This is a genomic window from Streptomyces sp. NPDC002580 (assembly GCF_042889485.1).
Lineage (GTDB): Bacteria > Actinomycetota > Actinomycetes > Streptomycetales > Streptomycetaceae > Streptomyces.
This window is the reverse complement of sequence record NZ_JBIAQZ010000005.1, coordinates 320,011-336,869: the sequence shown is the minus strand read 5'-3', so window position 1 is coordinate 336,869 and position 16,859 is coordinate 320,011. Positions and strand designations below refer to the sequence as shown.

The following is a 16,859-nucleotide window of genomic DNA, read 5'->3' as shown; positions in this document are numbered from 1 at the left end:
ACGCCGTGACGCCGTGGAGTCGGGGCCCGACGCCGTGACGGGCGTCAGCGGGAGGCGGTGGCCGTCGGGCGGCGTGCTGCGGAGCCGCGTCGCGTCCGGGCCGTTGCCCGTTGCGGCACTAGATCCTGCTCAGCGACGCCGCTGCGAACAGCACGTCCCTGATGGCCTCACGGTCGCCGTCCTGTCCGGCGGCGGCCTCCTCGGGAGAGACGTGGCCCGCGGCCAGACGGCAGAACTCCACGCCGTCCAGGGCGACATGAGCCACCTCGTACTCGGCGGAGCCGACGGCGCCGGGCGAGTCGAGCGGGATGAGCCACTCGCCGCCCCCGGAGCCCTCGATCTCCAGGCGCAGGCTGCGTCCCGGAGCGCCGGCCGCGACGAGGTGCCGGTCCGAGGACGGGGCGGCCAGCCCCGCCCGGCGCCGCTCGGCGAGCGACACGGGCAGCATGCGGGCCCCCAGGTCGATCATCCGGTGGAGATGCCGGGGGGCGGGCGGTCCGTACGGGTAGTCCACCGCGTCGGCGATGTCCCCGGCGTGCACCCAGCACTCGAAGGCCCGGTCCACCAGCGAGTCGCTGAGCGGCAGTTCGAAACCCCCGTACGACACGCCGAGCAGCCCGGACACCTCCCCGCGCTCGACCGCGCGCGCGTGCGCGGCGCCCGACTCCACGAACGACGCGGTCCGGACGATGGTGTGGCTCTGCTCCCGCCAGGGTCCGCGCACGGACCGGGTGGGCGGGACGTTCGAGGCGCGCCAGTACGCCTCGGTGCGCTCCTGCGGTGTCGGCCGCCCGGCGCCGGTCCTGCCGAGCGGGTCGTCCAGGCCCAGGGCCACGGCGACCAGTCCGTCGACGCTCAGCAGGTGGGCGATGACCCCGGCGACCGTCGTGCGGCGGCTCGTGGGCCCCAGGCCGTCGAACCAGCGCAGCCGCACGGGCGCGTGCCACTCGGAGCCGCCGATGTCCTGGAGCAGAGCGTCGAGCCGGGCGGTCTCGGCGTCGTACGGAGCGGCCCACTCGGGCACCGGGATGCGCGGCGGACGCCGGTCGAGGCAGCTCGTCAGGACGCGGGTGCGCAGTGCCGGGTCCAGGTCCAGGCTCTCCGGCGGGTGCAGCAGCCCGACGGCCTCGCGCAGCCGCAGCGCCTCGTCCGCGCAGGGGCCGCAGTGCCCGAGGTGTTCCTCGACGGCCGTCGTCTCGTCCGTCGAGCAGGCGGCCAGCGCCCACGCGCCGAGCAGCGATTTCAGGACGCGGTGTTCGAGGACGAGCGGCGTCGGACCGGGCGGCGCGGCGGGCGCGAGGGCCGGTTCGGGCAGCGGCAGTCCGGTGTCCTCCACGGACGTGCGCGGCGTCGGTATGCGCGGGGGTGCGCCCGGCGGCGGCCCGGCGTCGCCGCCGGTCCCGGGAAGCCCGGGGCCGTGGGCGTCCCGCCGTTCTCCGGAGCCCCGGGAACCCGGCTCCCCGAGCCCGTCCCCGTGTTCGCCTCCGGGTCCGTCCGCGCGCTGGTCCTCGGGCCCGTTCCCTTCGTCGGACGCGCCGGACCGGTCCGTTCCCCCGGTCACCGCGCACCCCCGAATTCCGGCGGTGCGCCGACGGGCCCGGTGTCGTGGGCCGTGGACAGGAGCTGGAGGCCGAGGCGCAGCCGTCGGCGCGCCTCGTCCTCGGTGACGCCGAGGTCGGCGGCGGCCTGGCGGTAGTCACGGCGCTGGAAGTACGCGAGCTCCAGGGCGCTCCGCAGCGGGGTGGGCATGGACGTGACGATGTAGTCCGCGCGGGCGGCGACGGAGGCGCTGCGCACCTTGCTCTCCAGCTCCTCGGTGGTTCCCCGGCCGCCCTGGGCGAGCGCGGCGGTCTCGGTGGCGCGCAGACGCTGCACGGCGAGACGGTGGGTCAGCGCGGCGACCCAGGAGCGCAGGGGTCCCTGCTTGGGGTCGTACGCGTCGGGGTTCTCCCAGACGTGGGCGAAGACCTCGCGGGTGATCCCGTCGGCGGCCCGTTCGTCGCCGAGCACGCGATGGGCGAGGCCGTGCACCAGCGACGCGAACCGGTCGTAGAGCTCGCCGAGGGCGGCCGCCTCCCCGCGCGAGAGCCGCTGCTGCATCTTGCGGTCCCAGCGGGGCGGTGCGTCCTGCTTCGCCATGCGACCCCCTCACCCCTGGTGGTGCCGGTGCTCGTCCGTGTTCCCGCCCGTGCTCCCGGCCGGTGCTCCGACCGTCTCCCCTCTTGCCGTCCGGTCATGCGGTGCGCCTCCAGACTGGGCGCGACCACTGTCCTGAATGTAGTCGGCACGTCCGACAGCGCACGCCCCTTTGCGTCAATGCGCGCCCCGGGACAGGCCGTGGATGGTAAGGAAGCAGCCCTTCCGCCCCCAGGACTGACCGCAAGAGACCGTATGCGGCCGAAAGTGCACCCTCGTCAAGCATTTTCGACCGTAGGCAGACGTTTCTTCCCGGAGGAATCCGTGTTTCATGGGACTACGGCGGGGCAGCCGCGCTGGAAGGAAGCGTACGCATCGCTTCCGTTTCTGCTGGGCGGGCGAGCGAAAGGCGTGGCGGTGACGCTCAAGGTGATCGACGTGACCGACGTGGCCGAGGGCGAGAGCGGCGCGGGCGGCACGAGAGGCGGCGGCCCGGGTGCCGCGAACCGCGGAGCGGGCGAGTGGGCCGTGCTGCGGGTGTCGGGCGAACTCGACCTCGTGACGTCACCCGGACTGCGCCAGTGCGTGCACGACGTGGTGGCCGAAGGCCGGCACAGCGTCGTCCTGGACCTCTCGGCGCTCGTGTTCTGCGACTCCAGCGGGGTCGGTGTCCTGATCGCCGTCCGTCGTCTGATGCGCTCCTGCCACGGCCGCCTGCGGCTGATCCTGCCCGCCCGGGGAGCCGCCGACGGCTCCCACGTGAACCGGGTCCTCGGGGCCCTCGGCGTGCGCCGCCTCTTCGACGTGTACCCCGATGTCGGCTCGGCCGTCGACGAGGAGTCCCGCCCGCTGTCGGCCTGACGCGACCCGTGGGTCACCGGGCCCGCCCGCGTCGCCGCCTCGCCCCCGCCGGGGCGACACCGCCGACGCACCGCGCGGCAGGGTGTCGCGCGGTTGTTCCAGAATTCCCGCGGTCTTGGGACAACCGTCGTTTTCGGCTCCCCCGGCAGCCCGGGCGTCGTACGCTCCGTGCCAGATGAACCGCAGTCCGGCGGAGGCCGGCTGAGTAGTGAGGCGGTCCGAACACACCATGGTCAGTACCGAGTACGAGCGCAGGATTGCCGCCCGGTTCGCCGGCTTCGACCAGGACGGCAACGGCTACATCGACCGGGAGGACTTCAACGCGGCGACCAAGGCGGTGCTCGCCGAGTTCGGCACGACCGCCCGGTCGGACAAGGGACAGGCCCTCTACGTCGGAGCCGAGGCGTTCTGGCAGGGCATGGCCGGGATAGCGGACCGGGACGGAGACCAGCGGATCACCCGCGAGGAGTTCGTGAGCGGCGCCGTGAAGCGGCTGCGCGACAACCCCGACCGGTTCGCCGAGATCGCCCGCCCCTTCCTGCACGCGGCCCTCGCGGTGGCGGACACCGACGGTGACGGCGTGGCCACGGTCGAGGAGGCGGCGCGGGTCCTCAGGGCCCTCGGGGCGGGCGAGGGCGCCGCCGCCGCGGCGGCCGCCCTGGACGCGGACACCGACGGACGGATCGGCGAGACGGAGGTCGTGAGCGCCTTCGCCCGCTACTTCACGGTGCCGGAGTAACGAGCCCGCCCACCGGGCCCACCGCGGACCCGCCACTCGTCGCCCCGCCTCCCGGGCGGCCTCGCGCCCACTCCGGGTCGCCCTTCGGGCCGGCTCGGAGACGAGGCCCGCGTGCGCTCCGGGACGAGCCGGGCACCCCCTCCGGGGGCGGTGGGCGGGCGTTCCCGGACGGGGTCCGGTGCGCTCGCGGGACGGGGCCGAGGTGTTCGGGGCGGGGTACGTCCGCGCAAGTGCCCGGGGCGGGCGGGAGGCCGCCGTTCCCGGCGGGACCGGGGGCCGGTCTCAGCCCGAGAACCGCTCCCTGAGCCGGTACTTGAGGACCTTCCGCAGTGCCTCGTTGCGCGGAAGGGCGTCCACGACCTCCAGCCGCTCCGGCAGCTTGTGCACGGACAGTCCTTCCCCCCGCAGGTACGACGTCACCGCGGCCAGTGTCAGCGCGGCCGCCCCCGGAGGCTGTTCGACCACCGCGCAGACGAGTTCCCCGCGCTCGGCGTCGGGCAGTCCGACCACGGCGACGTCGCCGACCGCCGGGTGCCCGTGCAACAGGTCCTCGATCTCCTTCGCGGAGATGTTCTCGCCCTTGCGGATGATGATGTCCTTCACCCGGCCGGTGAGGACGAGGTGCCCGCTCAGGGTCAGATGCCCCACGTCCCCGGTGATCAGGAACCCGTCCGCGTCGAACGCCGCCGCCGTCTGCGCCGGGTCCAGGTACCCCTGGCACACGGCCTCCCCCCGCAGCCGTACGTCCCCGTCGACGCCCGGCGGCAGGACGGCTCCCGCCGCGTCCACGATCCGTATCTCCATGCCCTTCGGCGGCCGGCCCTCCGTGGTGGCCAGGTTCTCGGCCGTGTCGTCCGGCGCGCCCATCGTGATCATCGGGACCTCGGTCATGCCGTACCCGTGGGTGAGCTGCACGCCCATCTCCCGGACGACGGAGTGGTAGATCTCGGGCGGCTTCGGGGCGCCGCCGCCCGCGAGCAGCCGCAGCGTGGGGATGACCGGCTCCCCGGGTCGCTCGCGCTGTTCGGCGAGGAACATCGCGTAGAACGCGGTCGATCCGCCCGCCACCGTCACGCCGTGCCTGCGGTAGTCCTCCAGGGCGGCGGGCAGCGCGAAGTGCTCGAACAGCGCGGCCGGGAAGCCGTACAGCAGCAGCATCACCGTGTAGTCGGGTCCGGCGATGTGCGCGTAGGGGAAGGCCATCGAGCCCACGTCGTCCGCCGACAGCCGCAGCGCGTGGGCGAGACAGGAGCCGCCGGCGATCAGTGAACGGTCGGTGTGCAGCACGCCCTTGGGGTCGGAGGTGGTGCCCGAGGTCCAGTAGATCCAGCGGACGGTGGTGCCGTCGGCGGGCGGGGCGGGCAGCACGGCGGGATCGCCGTCGGGCAGCGCGTCGTACGCCTCGAAGACGTTCTTCGCGCCGAGCCGGTGCGCCATCGCGGTGTGGTCGAAGCCACGCCACTCGCCGGGCACGGCGAAGTACTCGGCCTTGGACTCCCGCAGCGCGAACCCGACCTCGCGGTCCCGGTAGAAGGGGATGACCGGGGACTGCACGGCGCCGAGACGGGCCAGCGCGAAGGACAGCAGGGCCGTCTCGATCCGGGTGGGCAGCTGCCAGGCGACCACCGTGCCGGGGCGTACGCCCTTGTCGTACAGGCCCGCCGCCACCCGCTCGGCGCGGTCGCGCAGCTCGCCGAAGGTCAGGGAACGGTCGCCCTGGAGCAGGACGGGCCGGTCGGGGGTGAGGTCGGCACGGCGGGCGACCAGTTCCCACAGCGTGCGCGCGGAACTCAGGGCGTGTGCGGTGTCGTTCACTTCGGCCCCCAGGGATCCGGTCACTCCGACGGCCCTACCTGACGGGCAGTCAGATCGTGCGCAGAGCGTAGGGCTCGCCGCCTTGTCGGTCCATAGGCGCGGGGCTAGCCTGCTGGGGAACAAGTATCTGACGGCCCATCAGAAACGTCGTGGGGGAGACCTCAGGGCGGACCCGTACGCCAGGCGGAGGGGACCATGACCGAACTGCCCCGCATCATCAGTGTCGACGACCACGTGATCGAGCCCGCACACCTCTTCGAGACCTGGCTGCCGAGCAAGTACCGCGAGCGCGGACCCCGGCCGCTGACGGCGGGGATCGGCGAGCTGGCCTACATCGCGGGCAAGTACCGGATCACCATGGACCCGGACGGGCCGCCGACAGACTGGTGGATCTACGAGGACCTCAAGTTCCCGTACAAGCGCAACATCGCCGCCGTCGGCTTCGACCGCGACGAGATGACGCTGGAGGGCATCACGCGCGCGGAGATGCGGCCCGGCTGCTGGGACCCCGCCGAACGCCTCAAGGACATGGACCTCAACCACGTCGAGGCCAGCCTCTGCTTCCCCACCTTCCCGCGCTTCTGCGGCCAGACCTTCGCCGAGGCGCACGACAAGGAGGTGGCCCTGGCCTGCGTGCGGGCGTACAACGACTGGATGGTCGAGGAGTGGTGCGGCGACAGCGGCGGCCGGCTGATCCCGCTGTGCCTGATCCCCCTGTGGGACATCGGCCTCGCGGTCGCCGAGATCCGCCGCAACGCCGCCCGGGGCGTGAAGGCCGTGACCTTCTCGGAGATCCCCACCTACCTGGGGCTGCCCTCCATCCACTCCGGCTACTGGGACCCGTTCTTCGCGGTCTGCCAGGAGACCGGGACGGTCGTGAACATGCACATCGGCTCGTCGTCCCAGATGCCCGCCGCCTCCCCCGACGCGCCCCCCGCCGTCCAGGCCTCGCTGTCCTTCAACAACGCGATGGCCTCCATGATGGACTTCCTGTTCAGCGGCGTCCTGGTGAAGTTCCCGCGCCTCAAACTGGCCTACTCCGAAGGCCAGATGGGCTGGATCCCGTACGCCCTGGAGCGCGCCGACGACGTCTGGTCCGAGCACCGCGCCTGGGGCGGGGTCAAGGACCTGATCCCCGAGCCCCCGTCGACGTACTACTACCGGCAGATCTTCTGCTGCTTCTTCCGCGACAAGCACGGCGTGGCGTCCCTGGACGTCGTGGGCCGCGACAACGCCACCTTCGAGACCGACTACCCGCACGTCGACTCGACCTTCCCGCACACCAAGGAGGTCGCCCTCGACCATGTGAAGGGCCTCGACGACGAGACGATCCACAAGCTGATGCGCGGCAACGCCATCCGCATGCTGGACCTGGACCTGTAGTGGATCTCGCGTACACGCCCGAGGAGGAGGAGTTCCGCGCGCGCCTGCGCGGATGGCTCGCCGGGGTCCTGCCGGCCCTGGGGCCGAAACCCTCCCCGGACGACTGGCCCGGGCGGCGGGCGTACGACCTCGGCTGGCAGCGGACGCTGTACGACGCCGGGTACGCGGGCCTGCACTGGCCCGTCGACGCGGGCGGCCGGGGCGCCACACCGACGCAGCACCTCATCTACCTGGAGGAGACGGAGAGGGCGGGCGCGCCCTACGTGGGGGCCAACTTCGTCGGGCTGCTGCACGCCGGACCGACCGTCGCCTCCGAGGGGAACCCGGAGCAGCGGGCCCGCTGGCTGCCGCCCGTGCTGCGCGGCGAGGAGGTCTGGTGCCAGGGCTTCAGCGAACCGGACGCCGGCTCGGACCTCGCGGCCCTGCGCACCCGCGCGCACCGGGACGGCGACGACTACGTGGTCAGCGGTTCCAAGATCTGGACCTCCCACGCCGAGGTCGCCGACTGGTGCGAGCTGCTGGTGCGGACGGACCCCGCCGCCCCCAGGCACCGGGGCATCACCTGGCTCGCGATGCCGATGGACGCGCCCGGGATCACCGTCCGGCCGCTGCGGACCCTCGCGGGCTCCACCGAGTTCGCGGAGGTCTTCCTCGACGAGGTGCGCGTCCCCGTCGCCAACCGGGTCGGCGCCGAGAACGACGGCTGGCGCGTGACCATGGTGACGCTGTCGTACGAGCGCGGCACCGCCTTCGTGGGCGAAGTGGTCGCCTGTCGGCGGGTCCTGGACGACATCGCGCGCGAGGCGCGGAAGAACGGCCGGTGGGACGACGCCGTGCTGCGCCGCCGTCTCGGCCGGCTGAACGCCGAGTTCCGCGCGCTGTGGCGGCTCACCCAGTGGAACGTCAGCGAGGCCCAGGGGACGGGCGGAGTGCCCGGCGTCGGCGGTTCGGTCTTCAAACTGAGCTACTCGCACGCCCGCCAGGAGCTGTTCGACACCGCCGCCGAGGTCCTCGGCCCCGAGGCCCTGGACCTGGACCGGGAGTGGACCCTGGACCGGCTGTCGTCCCTCTCGTACACCATCGCGGCCGGCACCTCGCAGATCCAGCGGAACATCGTGGCCGAGCGGATCCTCGGCCTTCCCAGAGGGAGGTGAATCGGACCATGGACTTCCGGCTCACCGATGACCAACGGGCCCTGCGGCAGGGCGTACGGGAGCTGCTGGAGGGCCGGTTCGGGCCGGACGCGCTGCGCGCGGCCGTGCACCGGGCGGAGCGGGAGGGCGAAGGCGTCCTCGACCGGGAGCTGTGGCGCGAGCTGGGCGCCGCGGGATTCTTCGCGCTGCGGCTGCCCGAGGCCGACGGAGGCGTCGGGCAGGGACTTCCGGAGGCCGTGCTGGCCTTCGAGGAGGCGGGACGCGTCCTGCTGCCGGGCCCGCTGATCGCCACGCACCTCGCCGCGGGCGCCGTGGCCGGGGCGGCCGGCGGAGAGACGGTCGTGACCTCCGTCGACGTCGACGGGGGACTCGTGGAGTGGCTGGACGAGGCCGACGTCGTCCGCGGGGACGCGGCCGGGGCCGAGCCGCTGGCCTCCGTGGACCCGCTGACGCCCCTGCACCGGCTCCCCGCCCCCGCCGCCGGGGGGCCCCGGAGCGGCGCCCCCCGGACCCCGCGGCCGCCCGACGCGCTCCTCGCCTCCCTCCTCACCGCCGCCGAGCAGCTCGGCAGCGCCGCCCGGACCTGTGAGACGGCCGTGCAACACGCCCGGACGCGCCAGCAGTTCGGGCGGCCGATCGGGGCCTTCCAGGCGGTGCAGCACCTGTGCGCGGGCATGTTCGTCCGGGTCGAGGTGGCGCGCGCCGCCGTCTACGCCGCCTCGGTCACCGCCGACCCGGCGGACATCGCGGCGGCCCGGCTGCTCGCCGACGAGGCGGCCGTGCGGGGCGCCCGCGACTGTCTCCAGGTCCACGGGGGCATGGGTTTCACCTGGGAGTCCGATGTCCATCTGCACCTGAAGAGGGCGTGGATACGCACCCACCGTGCCGGAGGGAGCACACGGAGCGAGGAGGAGCTGGCGGAGGAGCTGGCGGCCGGGACGGCGTAGGGGGCTCCCGCAGCGAGGTACCGGGGGAGGAGCCGGCGCGGGTGTCGCGGATCGTGGCGGAGTGGAATCACGGAGCGTCGATACCTGGTTGTGTCCTAGGCGTGACTTGTCACGGCCTGGAGTCGGCGCCGTGCTCCGGTACCTTGTGTGAGATGCGAGTGGTTCTGAGGCTGAGCCATCCCGGTGTTGCCCCCGAGGCCGCGCCGAACCCGGCGATGCGCGCCGCTCGCGAGGCAGTGCGGACCCCCGTACCTGCCTGTTCGACTCCCCTTGGCGAGCGTCGCACAGTATGCCGCACGCGTACTCCTTCGCGCTGGAATATGCCCGAAGCGCTTGTTGGGGTGACTGTACGTCAACCATGCTGTCTCGCAAGGGAATCACGTTCCGTGATCCTTGTTCTGGCCATGCAGAAAATGGCTACGATCGTGGCCCTTGTGAGGCGCGAGGCGATGTGTCCGCCGGTTCGGATGGTGTGAGCGGTGCAGGTGCTTCAAGTGCAGCTGGAGATCCGGCCCGACCCCGCAGAGGTGGGGCGAGCTCGGAGGTGGGCCCGTTCCAGGCTCGCCGGGTCAGGGATAGAAGCCGATGAACCCCTCGCCGAGACGCTGATCCTGCTCGTCTCGGAGCTTGTCACGAACGCCGTGGTGCACACCGGGTGTCCGGCCGTACTGCGCCTCTGTCTGACCGGCGGGGCGGGAGCCGCCACCGTGCGCCTGGAGGTGGCCGACTCCAGCGCCCGCCCACCGGTTCCCCGGCACGCCGACGGCGACGAGACCAACGGCCGCGGCCTGGAGCTGGTCGACGGCCTCGCGGACCGCTGGGGCTGGAATCCCGAAGGGGTCGGCAAGCGCATCTGGTGCGAGCTCGACCGCTGCGGTTCCGGCGCCTCGTCGGGGCCCGTGTATCCGGGCTGCGAGGACTTCGCGTACGAGGCGGTCTGACGCCGTTCCCCTCTTGCCCGCCGGGTGAGGGGGTCGGACTCCGTGCGGGTTCCGCGCTCTCGCGTCCCGGCCGTGCCCTCGTCGGGCCCCGTCCGGCCCGTCCCGCGTCGGGGCGCCGGGCGCGCGGTTTTGTGCATGTATGCACGAAATCGCTGTACACGGCTGCGGTAATGGCCGAATGCGCCGGGTCGTGCTTCCGTGCGCGCCGCCTCGAAAAGGGTGAACCGTCATAAATCCCCGAGCGGGTGTTGACGTGGCGTGTCCGTTTGATCACGCTTGTGTTCAGCGATGCGCCGCGAGGGGACGGCGAGGGTTCCGGTGACGGGGGCTCTCGGCGAGGGCGGGTCGCGATTCGGCGTCGGCTCCTCCAGGGCCAAGGGGGGTGGGGGTGGGCGCGCCGAGACGGATGGCGGCGCGCGGTGCCGTGCCCGGGATGGGTGGGGGACCTCCTGGTCGGGCGCAGTCGGGAGTGGGGGGAAGCGCGCCGCCAGCCGGCCCTCCGTCCGCCGGGCGGAGGCCGGGGGCGTGGGGTCGGAGCCCGAGGCTCGGCCGGAAGCCGGAAGCCGGAAGCCGGAAGCCGGAAGCCGGAAGCCGGGCACCTGGGTCCGGAGTCCGGGTGGAAGTCGGGTGCCGCGGGGCCGGAGGCGGGATGCCCCGCCGGGACGGGTGGGGAGCGCGAACAGGATGCCTCGGCCCGGCTACAGGATCGCCACCGGCGCCACGGGTGTGCCCGTGCCGCCGACGAAGGGCTCCGGCATCGCCGACAGCAGGAAGCTGTAGCGGTTTTCTTGCCCACAGGCTGTGGACAACTCTTCGAGATTCCAGTTCTGCCCCTGCATCATGCCCATTTCGACCAGGTCGAGCGCGTGGACGGGCAGCCACAGGTCCTCGATCTCGGGCGGGAAGATCTCGAAGGTCAGGGTGTCGTTGGCGACCGCCGCGACATCGCGCGCGTGGAACCACTCCGGGGTGCGCACCGACAGCCCCGGTGACGGATATCCGTACGCCTGCTTGTCGCCCGCCAGATACACCTGGACCTGACCCGTCCGTACGAGCACGATGTCGCCCGCCCGTACCCGCGTCCCCGCCAACTCCTCCGCCGCCTCCAGGTCCTCGGGCGTCACCGCGTGCCCGCCGGCCAGCCGGTGCTCGCCGCGGGCCCGCGCCACGTCGAGCAGGACGCCGCGCGAGACGATGTGCCGCGGCTTGTCGATCCCGCCGAACCCGGCGCCGCCGTGCGGGGTGACGCTGTCGGCCGGGCGGCCGTTGTAGAGCTTCCCCGAGTGCGAGACGTGGGTCAGCGCGTCCCAATGGGTGCCCGCCTGAAGGCCCATGGTCACGGCGTCGTCGCTGCACGCCACCGTTCCGGGCCCGAAGATCTCCTGGTTGATCTGCACCATCACGTGCAGCGGATTGACCCGCCCCGGGATCATCCCGGTCTGCACGCCGTCCTGCTGGAGAGGGAGCGCGAGCGGGACCCGGCGCCCGGTCCGTACCGTCGCCGCCGCCTCCCGGACCACCTCGTCGGTGATGAGGTTCAGCGTGCCGATCTCGTCGTCGGCCCCCCAGCGGCCCCAGTTGTTCACGCGCTTCGCGATCTCGTGGAACTCCGGACGGAGCGTCGACGGTGACATGAGTCCTCCCCGGGGGCTTGTCTCCAGGTATCCGACGGGTCGTAGAATCCGAGTTGAATCTAACGGACCGTCAGAAACCGCGGGAAGGGGCCGGGCGTGGGGAACTTCCTGGCAGGCAAGGTCATCGCCGTCACGGGCGCCGGGCGGGGGATAGGCCGGGCGGTCGCCCTCGCCTCGGCGGCCGAGGGCGCGCGCGTCGTCGTCAACGACCACGGCGTCTCCGTCGAGGGCGCCGAACCGACGAGTTCGGTGGCCGACGCCGTCGTCAAGGAGATCGAGGCCGCCGGCGGGGAAGCGGTCGCGGTGGCCGACGACATCTCGACGATGGCGGGCGGGCAGCGGGTCGTCGACACCGCGCTCGCCTCGTACGGACGGATCGACGGTGTGGTGTGCGTGGCCGGCATCCTGCGCGAACGGATGCTCTTCAACATGTCCGAGCAGGAGTGGGACCCGGTGGTCGCCACCCATCTCAAGGGCACGTTCACGCTCTTCCGGGCAGCCTCGGCGGTGATGCGCAAACAGGGCTCGGGCACGCTGATCGGCTTCACCAGCGGCAACCACCAGGGCTCGGTCGCGCAGGCCAACTACAGCGCGGCGAAGGGCGGGATCATCTCGCTGGTGCGCAGCGCCGCCCTCGGGCTCCACAAGTACGGGGTCACCGCGAACGCGGTCGCGCCCGTCGCCCGTACCCGCATGTCGGCGAACGTCCCGATGGAGCTGAAGGAGATCGGCGAACCGGAGGACGTGGCCGCGCTCGTGGTCTACCTGCTGTCCGACCGGGCCCGTGCCGAACGCATCACCGGGCAGGTCTACACGATCGCCGGGCCCAAGATCGCCGTATGGGCCCAGCCGCGCGAACTGCGCGCCGGGTACGCCGAGGGCGCCTGGACCCCGGAGCGGATCGCCGACTTCCTGCCCGGGACGGTCGGCGTGGACCCCATGCCGCTGCTGGAACAACTGGAGGCCATGGCCCGGGCGGCGGCGGAGAAGACGCGCCCCAACGCGTGAGTCCGGCTTCGGATCCGGTGGGAGGAGAACGCGTGGATTTCGCATTCGGTCCCGAGGACGAGGCCTTCCGGCGCGAGGCGCGGACCTGGCTGGAGGAGCACCTGGTGGGTTCGCCCGGGCGCCGCGCGTGGGAGCGGGAACTCGGGCGGGGCGGCTGGATCGGACTCGGCTGGGACGAGGACGGGTACGGGAACCGGCGCGAGGGCCTGACCCGCCAGGTCGTGTGGGCCGAGGAGTACGCCCGCTCGGAGGCGCCGCCGCGGTCCGGGCACATCGGCGAGAACCTGCTGGCGCCGACGCTCGTGGCCCACGGGACGCCGGAGCAGAAGCGGCGCTTCCTGCCGCCGATCGCCCGGGGCCGGGAGCTGTGGTGCCAGGGGTACAGCGAACCGGACGCGGGCTCCGACCTCGCGGGCGTCCGGACGGCCGCCGTACGGGACAAGGAGGCGGCGCCGTCGGGGGCGTACCGCGTCACGGGGCAGAAGATCTGGACCTCGCTCGCCCACGAGGCGGACTGGTGCTTCGTGCTCGCCCGCACGGAGCCGGGGTCCACCCGCCACCACGGACTGTCCTTCCTTCTCGTCCCCATGGACCAGCCGGGCCGTGTCGAGGTCCGTCCGATACGCCAGTTGACCGGCACGAGCGAGTTCAACGAGGTGTTCTTCGACGGGGCGCTCGCGCGGGCCGACCACGTGGTCGGCGGTGCGGGGAACGGCTGGCGGGTCGCCATGAGCCTGCTGGGATTCGAGCGCGGGGTCTCCACGCTCGCCCAGCAGATCGGGTTCGCCCAGGAGTTGGGCTGCGTGCTGCGCACGGCCGTCGCGACGGGCGCGGCCTCGGACCCCGTCGTGCGCGACCGGCTCGTGAGGCTGTGGGCCGAGTTGCGCACCATGCGGTGGAACGCCCTGCGCACGCTGGGGAGTTCGGAGGGTTCCTCGGAGAGTCGCGGGGGTGCGGGGGCGCCGAGCGTGGCGAAGCTGCTGTGGGGCGGCTGGCATCAGCGGCTCGGTGAGCTGGCCGTACAGGTGCGGGGGGCCGGCGCGGCGGTGGGCCCGGTGGACCGGTCGGCGGAGCTGCCGTACGAACTGGACGCCGCTCAGCACCTGTTCCTCTTCAGCCGGGCCGACACGATCTACGGCGGCTCGGACGAGATCCAGCGCACGATCATCGCCGAGCGCGCGCTCGGCCTGCCGAGGGAGCCCCGGGGATAGCCGAAGCCGTCCCCGGCACGACCGACGAACGGCCCGGTACACCAGGTACGCCCAGGTACGGCCCATGAACAGCCCGGGACGGCCCGGGAAGAAGGGGAGTTGGCGCGATGCGAGGTGTGATCTTCGACGGGAAGCGGGCCGAGGTCGTGGATGACCTGGAGGTACGGGACCCGGGACCCGGAGAGGTCCGGGTGGCGATCTCCGCGGCGGGGCTCTGCCACAGCGATCTCTCCGTGGTGGACGGGACCATACCCTTCCCCGTTCCCGTGGTGCTCGGCCATGAGGGCGCGGGGGTGGTGGAGTCCGTCGGCGCCGGCGTCGCCCATGTCGGTCCCGGCGACCACGTGGCGCTGTCCACGCTGGCCAACTGCGGGGCCTGCGCCGAGTGCGACCGGGGGCGGCCCACGATGTGCCGGAAGGCGATCGGCATGCCGCAGCGGCCGTTCTCCCGGGCCGGGCGGCCGCTCTACCAGTTCGCCGCCAACTCGGCCTTCGCGCAGCACACGGTCGTGAAGGCGGTGCAGGCGGTCCGCATCCCGAAGGACATCCCGCTGACGTCCGCCGCGCTCATCGGCTGCGGGGTCCTCACCGGAGTCGGGGCGGTCCTGAACCGGGCCCGGGTGGACCGGGGCGACACGGTGCTCGTCATCGGCACGGGCGGCATCGGCCTCAACGCCATCCAGGGCGCGCGGCTCGCGGGGGCCCTGCGGATCGTCGCGGTCGACTCCAACCCGGCGAAGGAGGCCGTGGCCCGCCGGTTCGGCGCGACGCACTTCCTGACCTCGACGGACGGGGTGAAGGACATCCTCCCCACCGGCGCCCAGCACGCCTTCGAGTGCGTGGGGCGCGTCGAGCTCATCCGCCAGGCCGTCGACCTGCTCGACCGCCACGGTCAGGCGGTCCTCCTCGGCGTCCCCCCGGCGACGGCCGAGGCGTCCTTCCTGGTCTCCTCGATGTACCTCGACAAGTCCATCCTCGGCTGCCGCTACGGCTCGTCCCGCCCCCAGCGGGACATCGCCCTGTACGCCGAGTTGTACCGCGAGGGCCGCCTGCTCCTCGACGAGTTGGTGACGGCGACGTACCCGGTCGAGGACTTCGAGCGGGCGGCCGAGGACGCGCACGCGGGGAAGGTGGCGAGGGCGGTGCTGACGTTCTAGAGGGGGTTACGGACCGTCATGTCCTCGCGGAGACCATGGAGTTCCCGCCGTCGGCTCCCTCGGCTCCGTCGGCTCCGTCGGAAAGCCGGACGAAACGCCAAGCGCCGCTCGACGCTCTCACCGCTCGAGTCCACCCCCGGCGGCGCCGGTCAGCGGGTTGCCTCAGGAAGCCGGAGCGTCCGTGCGAAGTCGTCCAGTGCCTCCATCGCCGCGGCGATCACTTCCGGATCGTCGTGGTGCCCGCGGAGCAGTACGTCGGGGAGGCCGGGCGGGGTGTGCCAGTGGTACGTCACCGAGGTCATCATGACGGTGCTGTCCGCAGGGTAGGAGCGGGTGACCCGGACCCCGTCCGCGCCCAGGTGCGGAGAGGCGAACGGAATGCTGCCGGTTCGCTGCTGCCACTCGGGGATCTCCGGGTGCGGCACCGTGAACGCGGTGACTCCCTCGCAGGACGCCGCGTCACGGGCCTCGCAGTGGAAGCGGGTGGCGTGCATCACCAGAGGCATGCAGGTCAGTGGAACGGGGTGGTAGATGAACGCCTCGTCGGCCTGGAGCTTGTCACGGAGCGTCACCAGCGTCTGCTCGTAGAAATTTTTGTGGAATCGGCGGAGCTTGCGGGTGAGCTCGATGCCGTGGACGGCGGCCAGGCCGGGCAGGTGCTGGTCCAGCCATTCCTTGAAGGTCTTCTTGTCGATCCGGAGGTGGAGATAGCCCCAGAGGCCTGGGTTGGCATCCGTGTCGATGTGCAGTGGTGCACCGAGGTCGGTGCTCCACAGGGTGCCGTCGGACATGAGCGGTCTCTTTCGTCAGGGGCGCGGGCAGGGGGAGCGTTCAGGCGTAGCTCCAGCGGAAGGTGCTCATCACGGCGTCGAACAGCTCCACAAGGATGTCGTAGAAGGCGGGATCAGAGCCGGGCGCGATCAAGGCGCTGAAGGAGAAGGTGAAGTACCGGTCAGGAGCGCTGTCCGGGATCGGTACGAAGTATTCGACCCGGCGGTGGGCGGCGTCGATGCCCTTCGTGGCGTCGGCGGGGACATCTCGTTCCGAGCGCAGGGCTGTCGCGTGGTCGAGTTCCCGCATCTCGGCTCCGGGGGTCTCGGAGGCGAGCGCGAGCAGGACCGCTTCCGGCCCGCTGTCGGGCCTGACCCTCGGAATCTCGATCGGTTCGGAGGCGACGATCGAGACGGGCAGCGCGACGCCGTGGAGACGTTCGGTGGGGAGGTAGAGGGTCATACCCCCCTTGGCGCGGGCCCGGCGGACAACCTTCTTCATCTCTTTGGTGAGCTTCAGCCGGGCCTGCGGGATGTCGTCCTTGGGAAAGCCGACGGGCAGCTGCGCGACGGCCTTGCGGACGATGCGGTCCATCGCTTCCTGGGTACCGGTGCGTAGCGGAATCACGTCCCAGCCGGGCGGTGGCACCAGGTTGAAGCCGGTCGGGGACCGGTGGTGCTCAGCGGTGGCCACGGCGCTCCCGCCTCTCTTCCCTTGCATAAGCGACGCCGACGAAGACTGCCCAAGCCGGGGCGGCGAACATGCCCGGCCAGAAACCCAGGAACATCGAGGGCAGGAAGAAGCCGCCGCCCATGGCGAGATCCCGGGTGAGGTAGGGCGGACGGCCCGCGTGCCGGGGGTACTTCGCGAAGACCCAGACGTAGTGCAGGAGGCAGCCGATGATCCCGGCCTCATAGACGTGAAGGACGTCGTCCATCAGGGACTTCGGTACCAGGATCATGATTCCGAACACCAGGAAGACCAGGGGCATTCCGATGATCAGGGTGAGCCGGAGCCGACGGTTGGGACCGGTGCCGAGTCCGGTGCGGCCCGCTTCCGCCTCGGTGATGCGTCGTGCCGAGTGCAGATCCATGGTCGTTCC

16 protein-coding genes are annotated in these 16,859 nt (G+C 72.3%); 9 read left to right on the top strand and 7 right to left on the bottom strand.

The window, feature by feature from the left end; translation table 11 throughout:
• Nucleotides 1-118: 118 nt before the first annotated feature.
• Both ACFYW7_RS18195 and ACFYW7_RS18190 read right to left on the bottom strand, forming a co-directional pair.
• Complete coding sequence (locus ACFYW7_RS18195) at nucleotides 119-1,561, bottom strand: zf-HC2 domain-containing protein (protein ID WP_389503286.1); 1,443 nt, start codon at nucleotides 1,559-1,561, stop codon at nucleotides 119-121.
• Complete coding sequence (locus tag ACFYW7_RS18190; protein ID WP_389503284.1) at nucleotides 1,558-2,139, bottom strand: sigma-70 family RNA polymerase sigma factor; 582 nt, start codon at nucleotides 2,137-2,139, stop codon at nucleotides 1,558-1,560. The genes ACFYW7_RS18195 and ACFYW7_RS18190 overlap by 4 nt, the downstream gene beginning before the upstream one ends.
• Before the next feature lie 525 nt (nucleotides 2,140-2,664).
• Here ACFYW7_RS18190 and ACFYW7_RS18185 point away from each other — a divergent pair.
• Nucleotides 2,665-2,997: an STAS domain-containing protein gene (locus ACFYW7_RS18185; RefSeq protein ID WP_389503730.1), complete on the top strand. Its 333-nt coding sequence runs from the start codon at nucleotides 2,665-2,667 to the stop codon at nucleotides 2,995-2,997.
• A gap of 229 nt (nucleotides 2,998-3,226) precedes the next feature.
• Nucleotides 3,227-3,736 (top strand): EF-hand domain-containing protein, encoded by a 510-nt coding sequence (locus tag ACFYW7_RS18180; RefSeq protein WP_389503282.1) that lies wholly within the window; start codon nucleotides 3,227-3,229, stop codon nucleotides 3,734-3,736.
• Nucleotides 3,737-4,018: 282 nt separating this feature from the next.
• Here ACFYW7_RS18180 and ACFYW7_RS18175 read toward each other — a convergent pair whose 3' ends face one another.
• Complete coding sequence (locus ACFYW7_RS18175) at nucleotides 4,019-5,551, bottom strand: class I adenylate-forming enzyme family protein (RefSeq protein WP_389503280.1); 1,533 nt, start codon at nucleotides 5,549-5,551, stop codon at nucleotides 4,019-4,021.
• Between the two features lie 195 nt (nucleotides 5,552-5,746).
• Here ACFYW7_RS18175 and ACFYW7_RS18170 point away from each other — a divergent pair, with 195 nt between their 5' ends.
• The 4 genes from ACFYW7_RS18170 (at nucleotide 5,747) to ACFYW7_RS18155 (ending at nucleotide 9,976) form a co-directional block, all read left to right on the top strand.
• Nucleotides 5,747-6,934: an amidohydrolase family protein gene (locus ACFYW7_RS18170; RefSeq protein WP_389503278.1), complete on the top strand. Its 1,188-nt coding sequence runs from the start codon at nucleotides 5,747-5,749 to the stop codon at nucleotides 6,932-6,934.
• Nucleotides 6,934-8,088 (top strand): acyl-CoA dehydrogenase, encoded by a 1,155-nt coding sequence (locus ACFYW7_RS18165; protein ID WP_389503276.1) that lies wholly within the window; start codon nucleotides 6,934-6,936, stop codon nucleotides 8,086-8,088. The genes ACFYW7_RS18170 and ACFYW7_RS18165 overlap by 1 nt, the downstream gene beginning before the upstream one ends.
• Before the next feature lie 8 nt (nucleotides 8,089-8,096).
• Nucleotides 8,097-9,035: an acyl-CoA dehydrogenase family protein gene (locus ACFYW7_RS18160; RefSeq protein WP_389503274.1), complete on the top strand. Its 939-nt coding sequence runs from the start codon at nucleotides 8,097-8,099 to the stop codon at nucleotides 9,033-9,035.
• 479 nt (nucleotides 9,036-9,514) lie between these two features.
• Nucleotides 9,515-9,976: an ATP-binding protein gene (locus tag ACFYW7_RS18155; RefSeq protein ID WP_389503272.1), complete on the top strand. Its 462-nt coding sequence runs from the start codon at nucleotides 9,515-9,517 to the stop codon at nucleotides 9,974-9,976.
• 698 nt (nucleotides 9,977-10,674) lie between these two features.
• Here ACFYW7_RS18155 and ACFYW7_RS18150 read toward each other — a convergent pair.
• Entirely contained in the window at nucleotides 10,675-11,610 is a 936-nt protein-coding gene (locus tag ACFYW7_RS18150) for a cyclase family protein (protein WP_389503271.1), read from the bottom strand.
• Nucleotides 11,611-11,706: 96 nt separating this feature from the next.
• Here ACFYW7_RS18150 and ACFYW7_RS18145 point away from each other — a divergent pair, with 96 nt between their 5' ends.
• From ACFYW7_RS18145 to ACFYW7_RS18135, 3 genes are all read left to right on the top strand, one after another.
• Nucleotides 11,707-12,618, top strand: coding sequence for an SDR family oxidoreductase (locus ACFYW7_RS18145; RefSeq protein ID WP_389503269.1), 912 nt, complete (start codon nucleotides 11,707-11,709; stop codon nucleotides 12,616-12,618).
• 32 nt (nucleotides 12,619-12,650) lie between these two features.
• A complete protein-coding gene (locus ACFYW7_RS18140) occupies nucleotides 12,651-13,829 on the top strand; it encodes an acyl-CoA dehydrogenase family protein (protein WP_389503266.1) in 1,179 nt (392 codons plus the stop codon).
• Nucleotides 13,830-13,936: 107 nt separating this feature from the next.
• Nucleotides 13,937-14,986: a Zn-dependent alcohol dehydrogenase gene (locus ACFYW7_RS18135; protein ID WP_389503263.1), complete on the top strand. Its 1,050-nt coding sequence runs from the start codon at nucleotides 13,937-13,939 to the stop codon at nucleotides 14,984-14,986.
• Nucleotides 14,987-15,135: 149 nt separating this feature from the next.
• Here ACFYW7_RS18135 and ACFYW7_RS18130 read toward each other — a convergent pair whose 3' ends face one another.
• Genes ACFYW7_RS18130 through ACFYW7_RS18120 form a run of 3 tightly spaced genes read right to left on the bottom strand, consistent with a single transcriptional unit; the run spans nucleotide 15,136 to nucleotide 16,850 of the window.
• Nucleotides 15,136-15,777 (bottom strand): hypothetical protein, encoded by a 642-nt coding sequence (locus tag ACFYW7_RS18130; RefSeq protein ID WP_389503261.1) that lies wholly within the window; start codon nucleotides 15,775-15,777, stop codon nucleotides 15,136-15,138.
• A 40-nt stretch (nucleotides 15,778-15,817) separates the two neighbouring features.
• Nucleotides 15,818-16,450: a hypothetical protein gene (locus ACFYW7_RS18125; RefSeq protein WP_389503259.1), complete on the bottom strand. Its 633-nt coding sequence runs from the start codon at nucleotides 16,448-16,450 to the stop codon at nucleotides 15,818-15,820.
• On the bottom strand, nucleotides 16,437-16,850 hold the full coding sequence (locus tag ACFYW7_RS18120; protein WP_389503257.1) for a hypothetical protein: 414 nt from the start codon (nucleotides 16,848-16,850) through the stop codon (nucleotides 16,437-16,439). Before ACFYW7_RS18120 ends, ACFYW7_RS18125 begins: the two co-directional genes overlap by 14 nt.
• Between the last annotated feature and the right edge of the window lie 9 nt (nucleotides 16,851-16,859).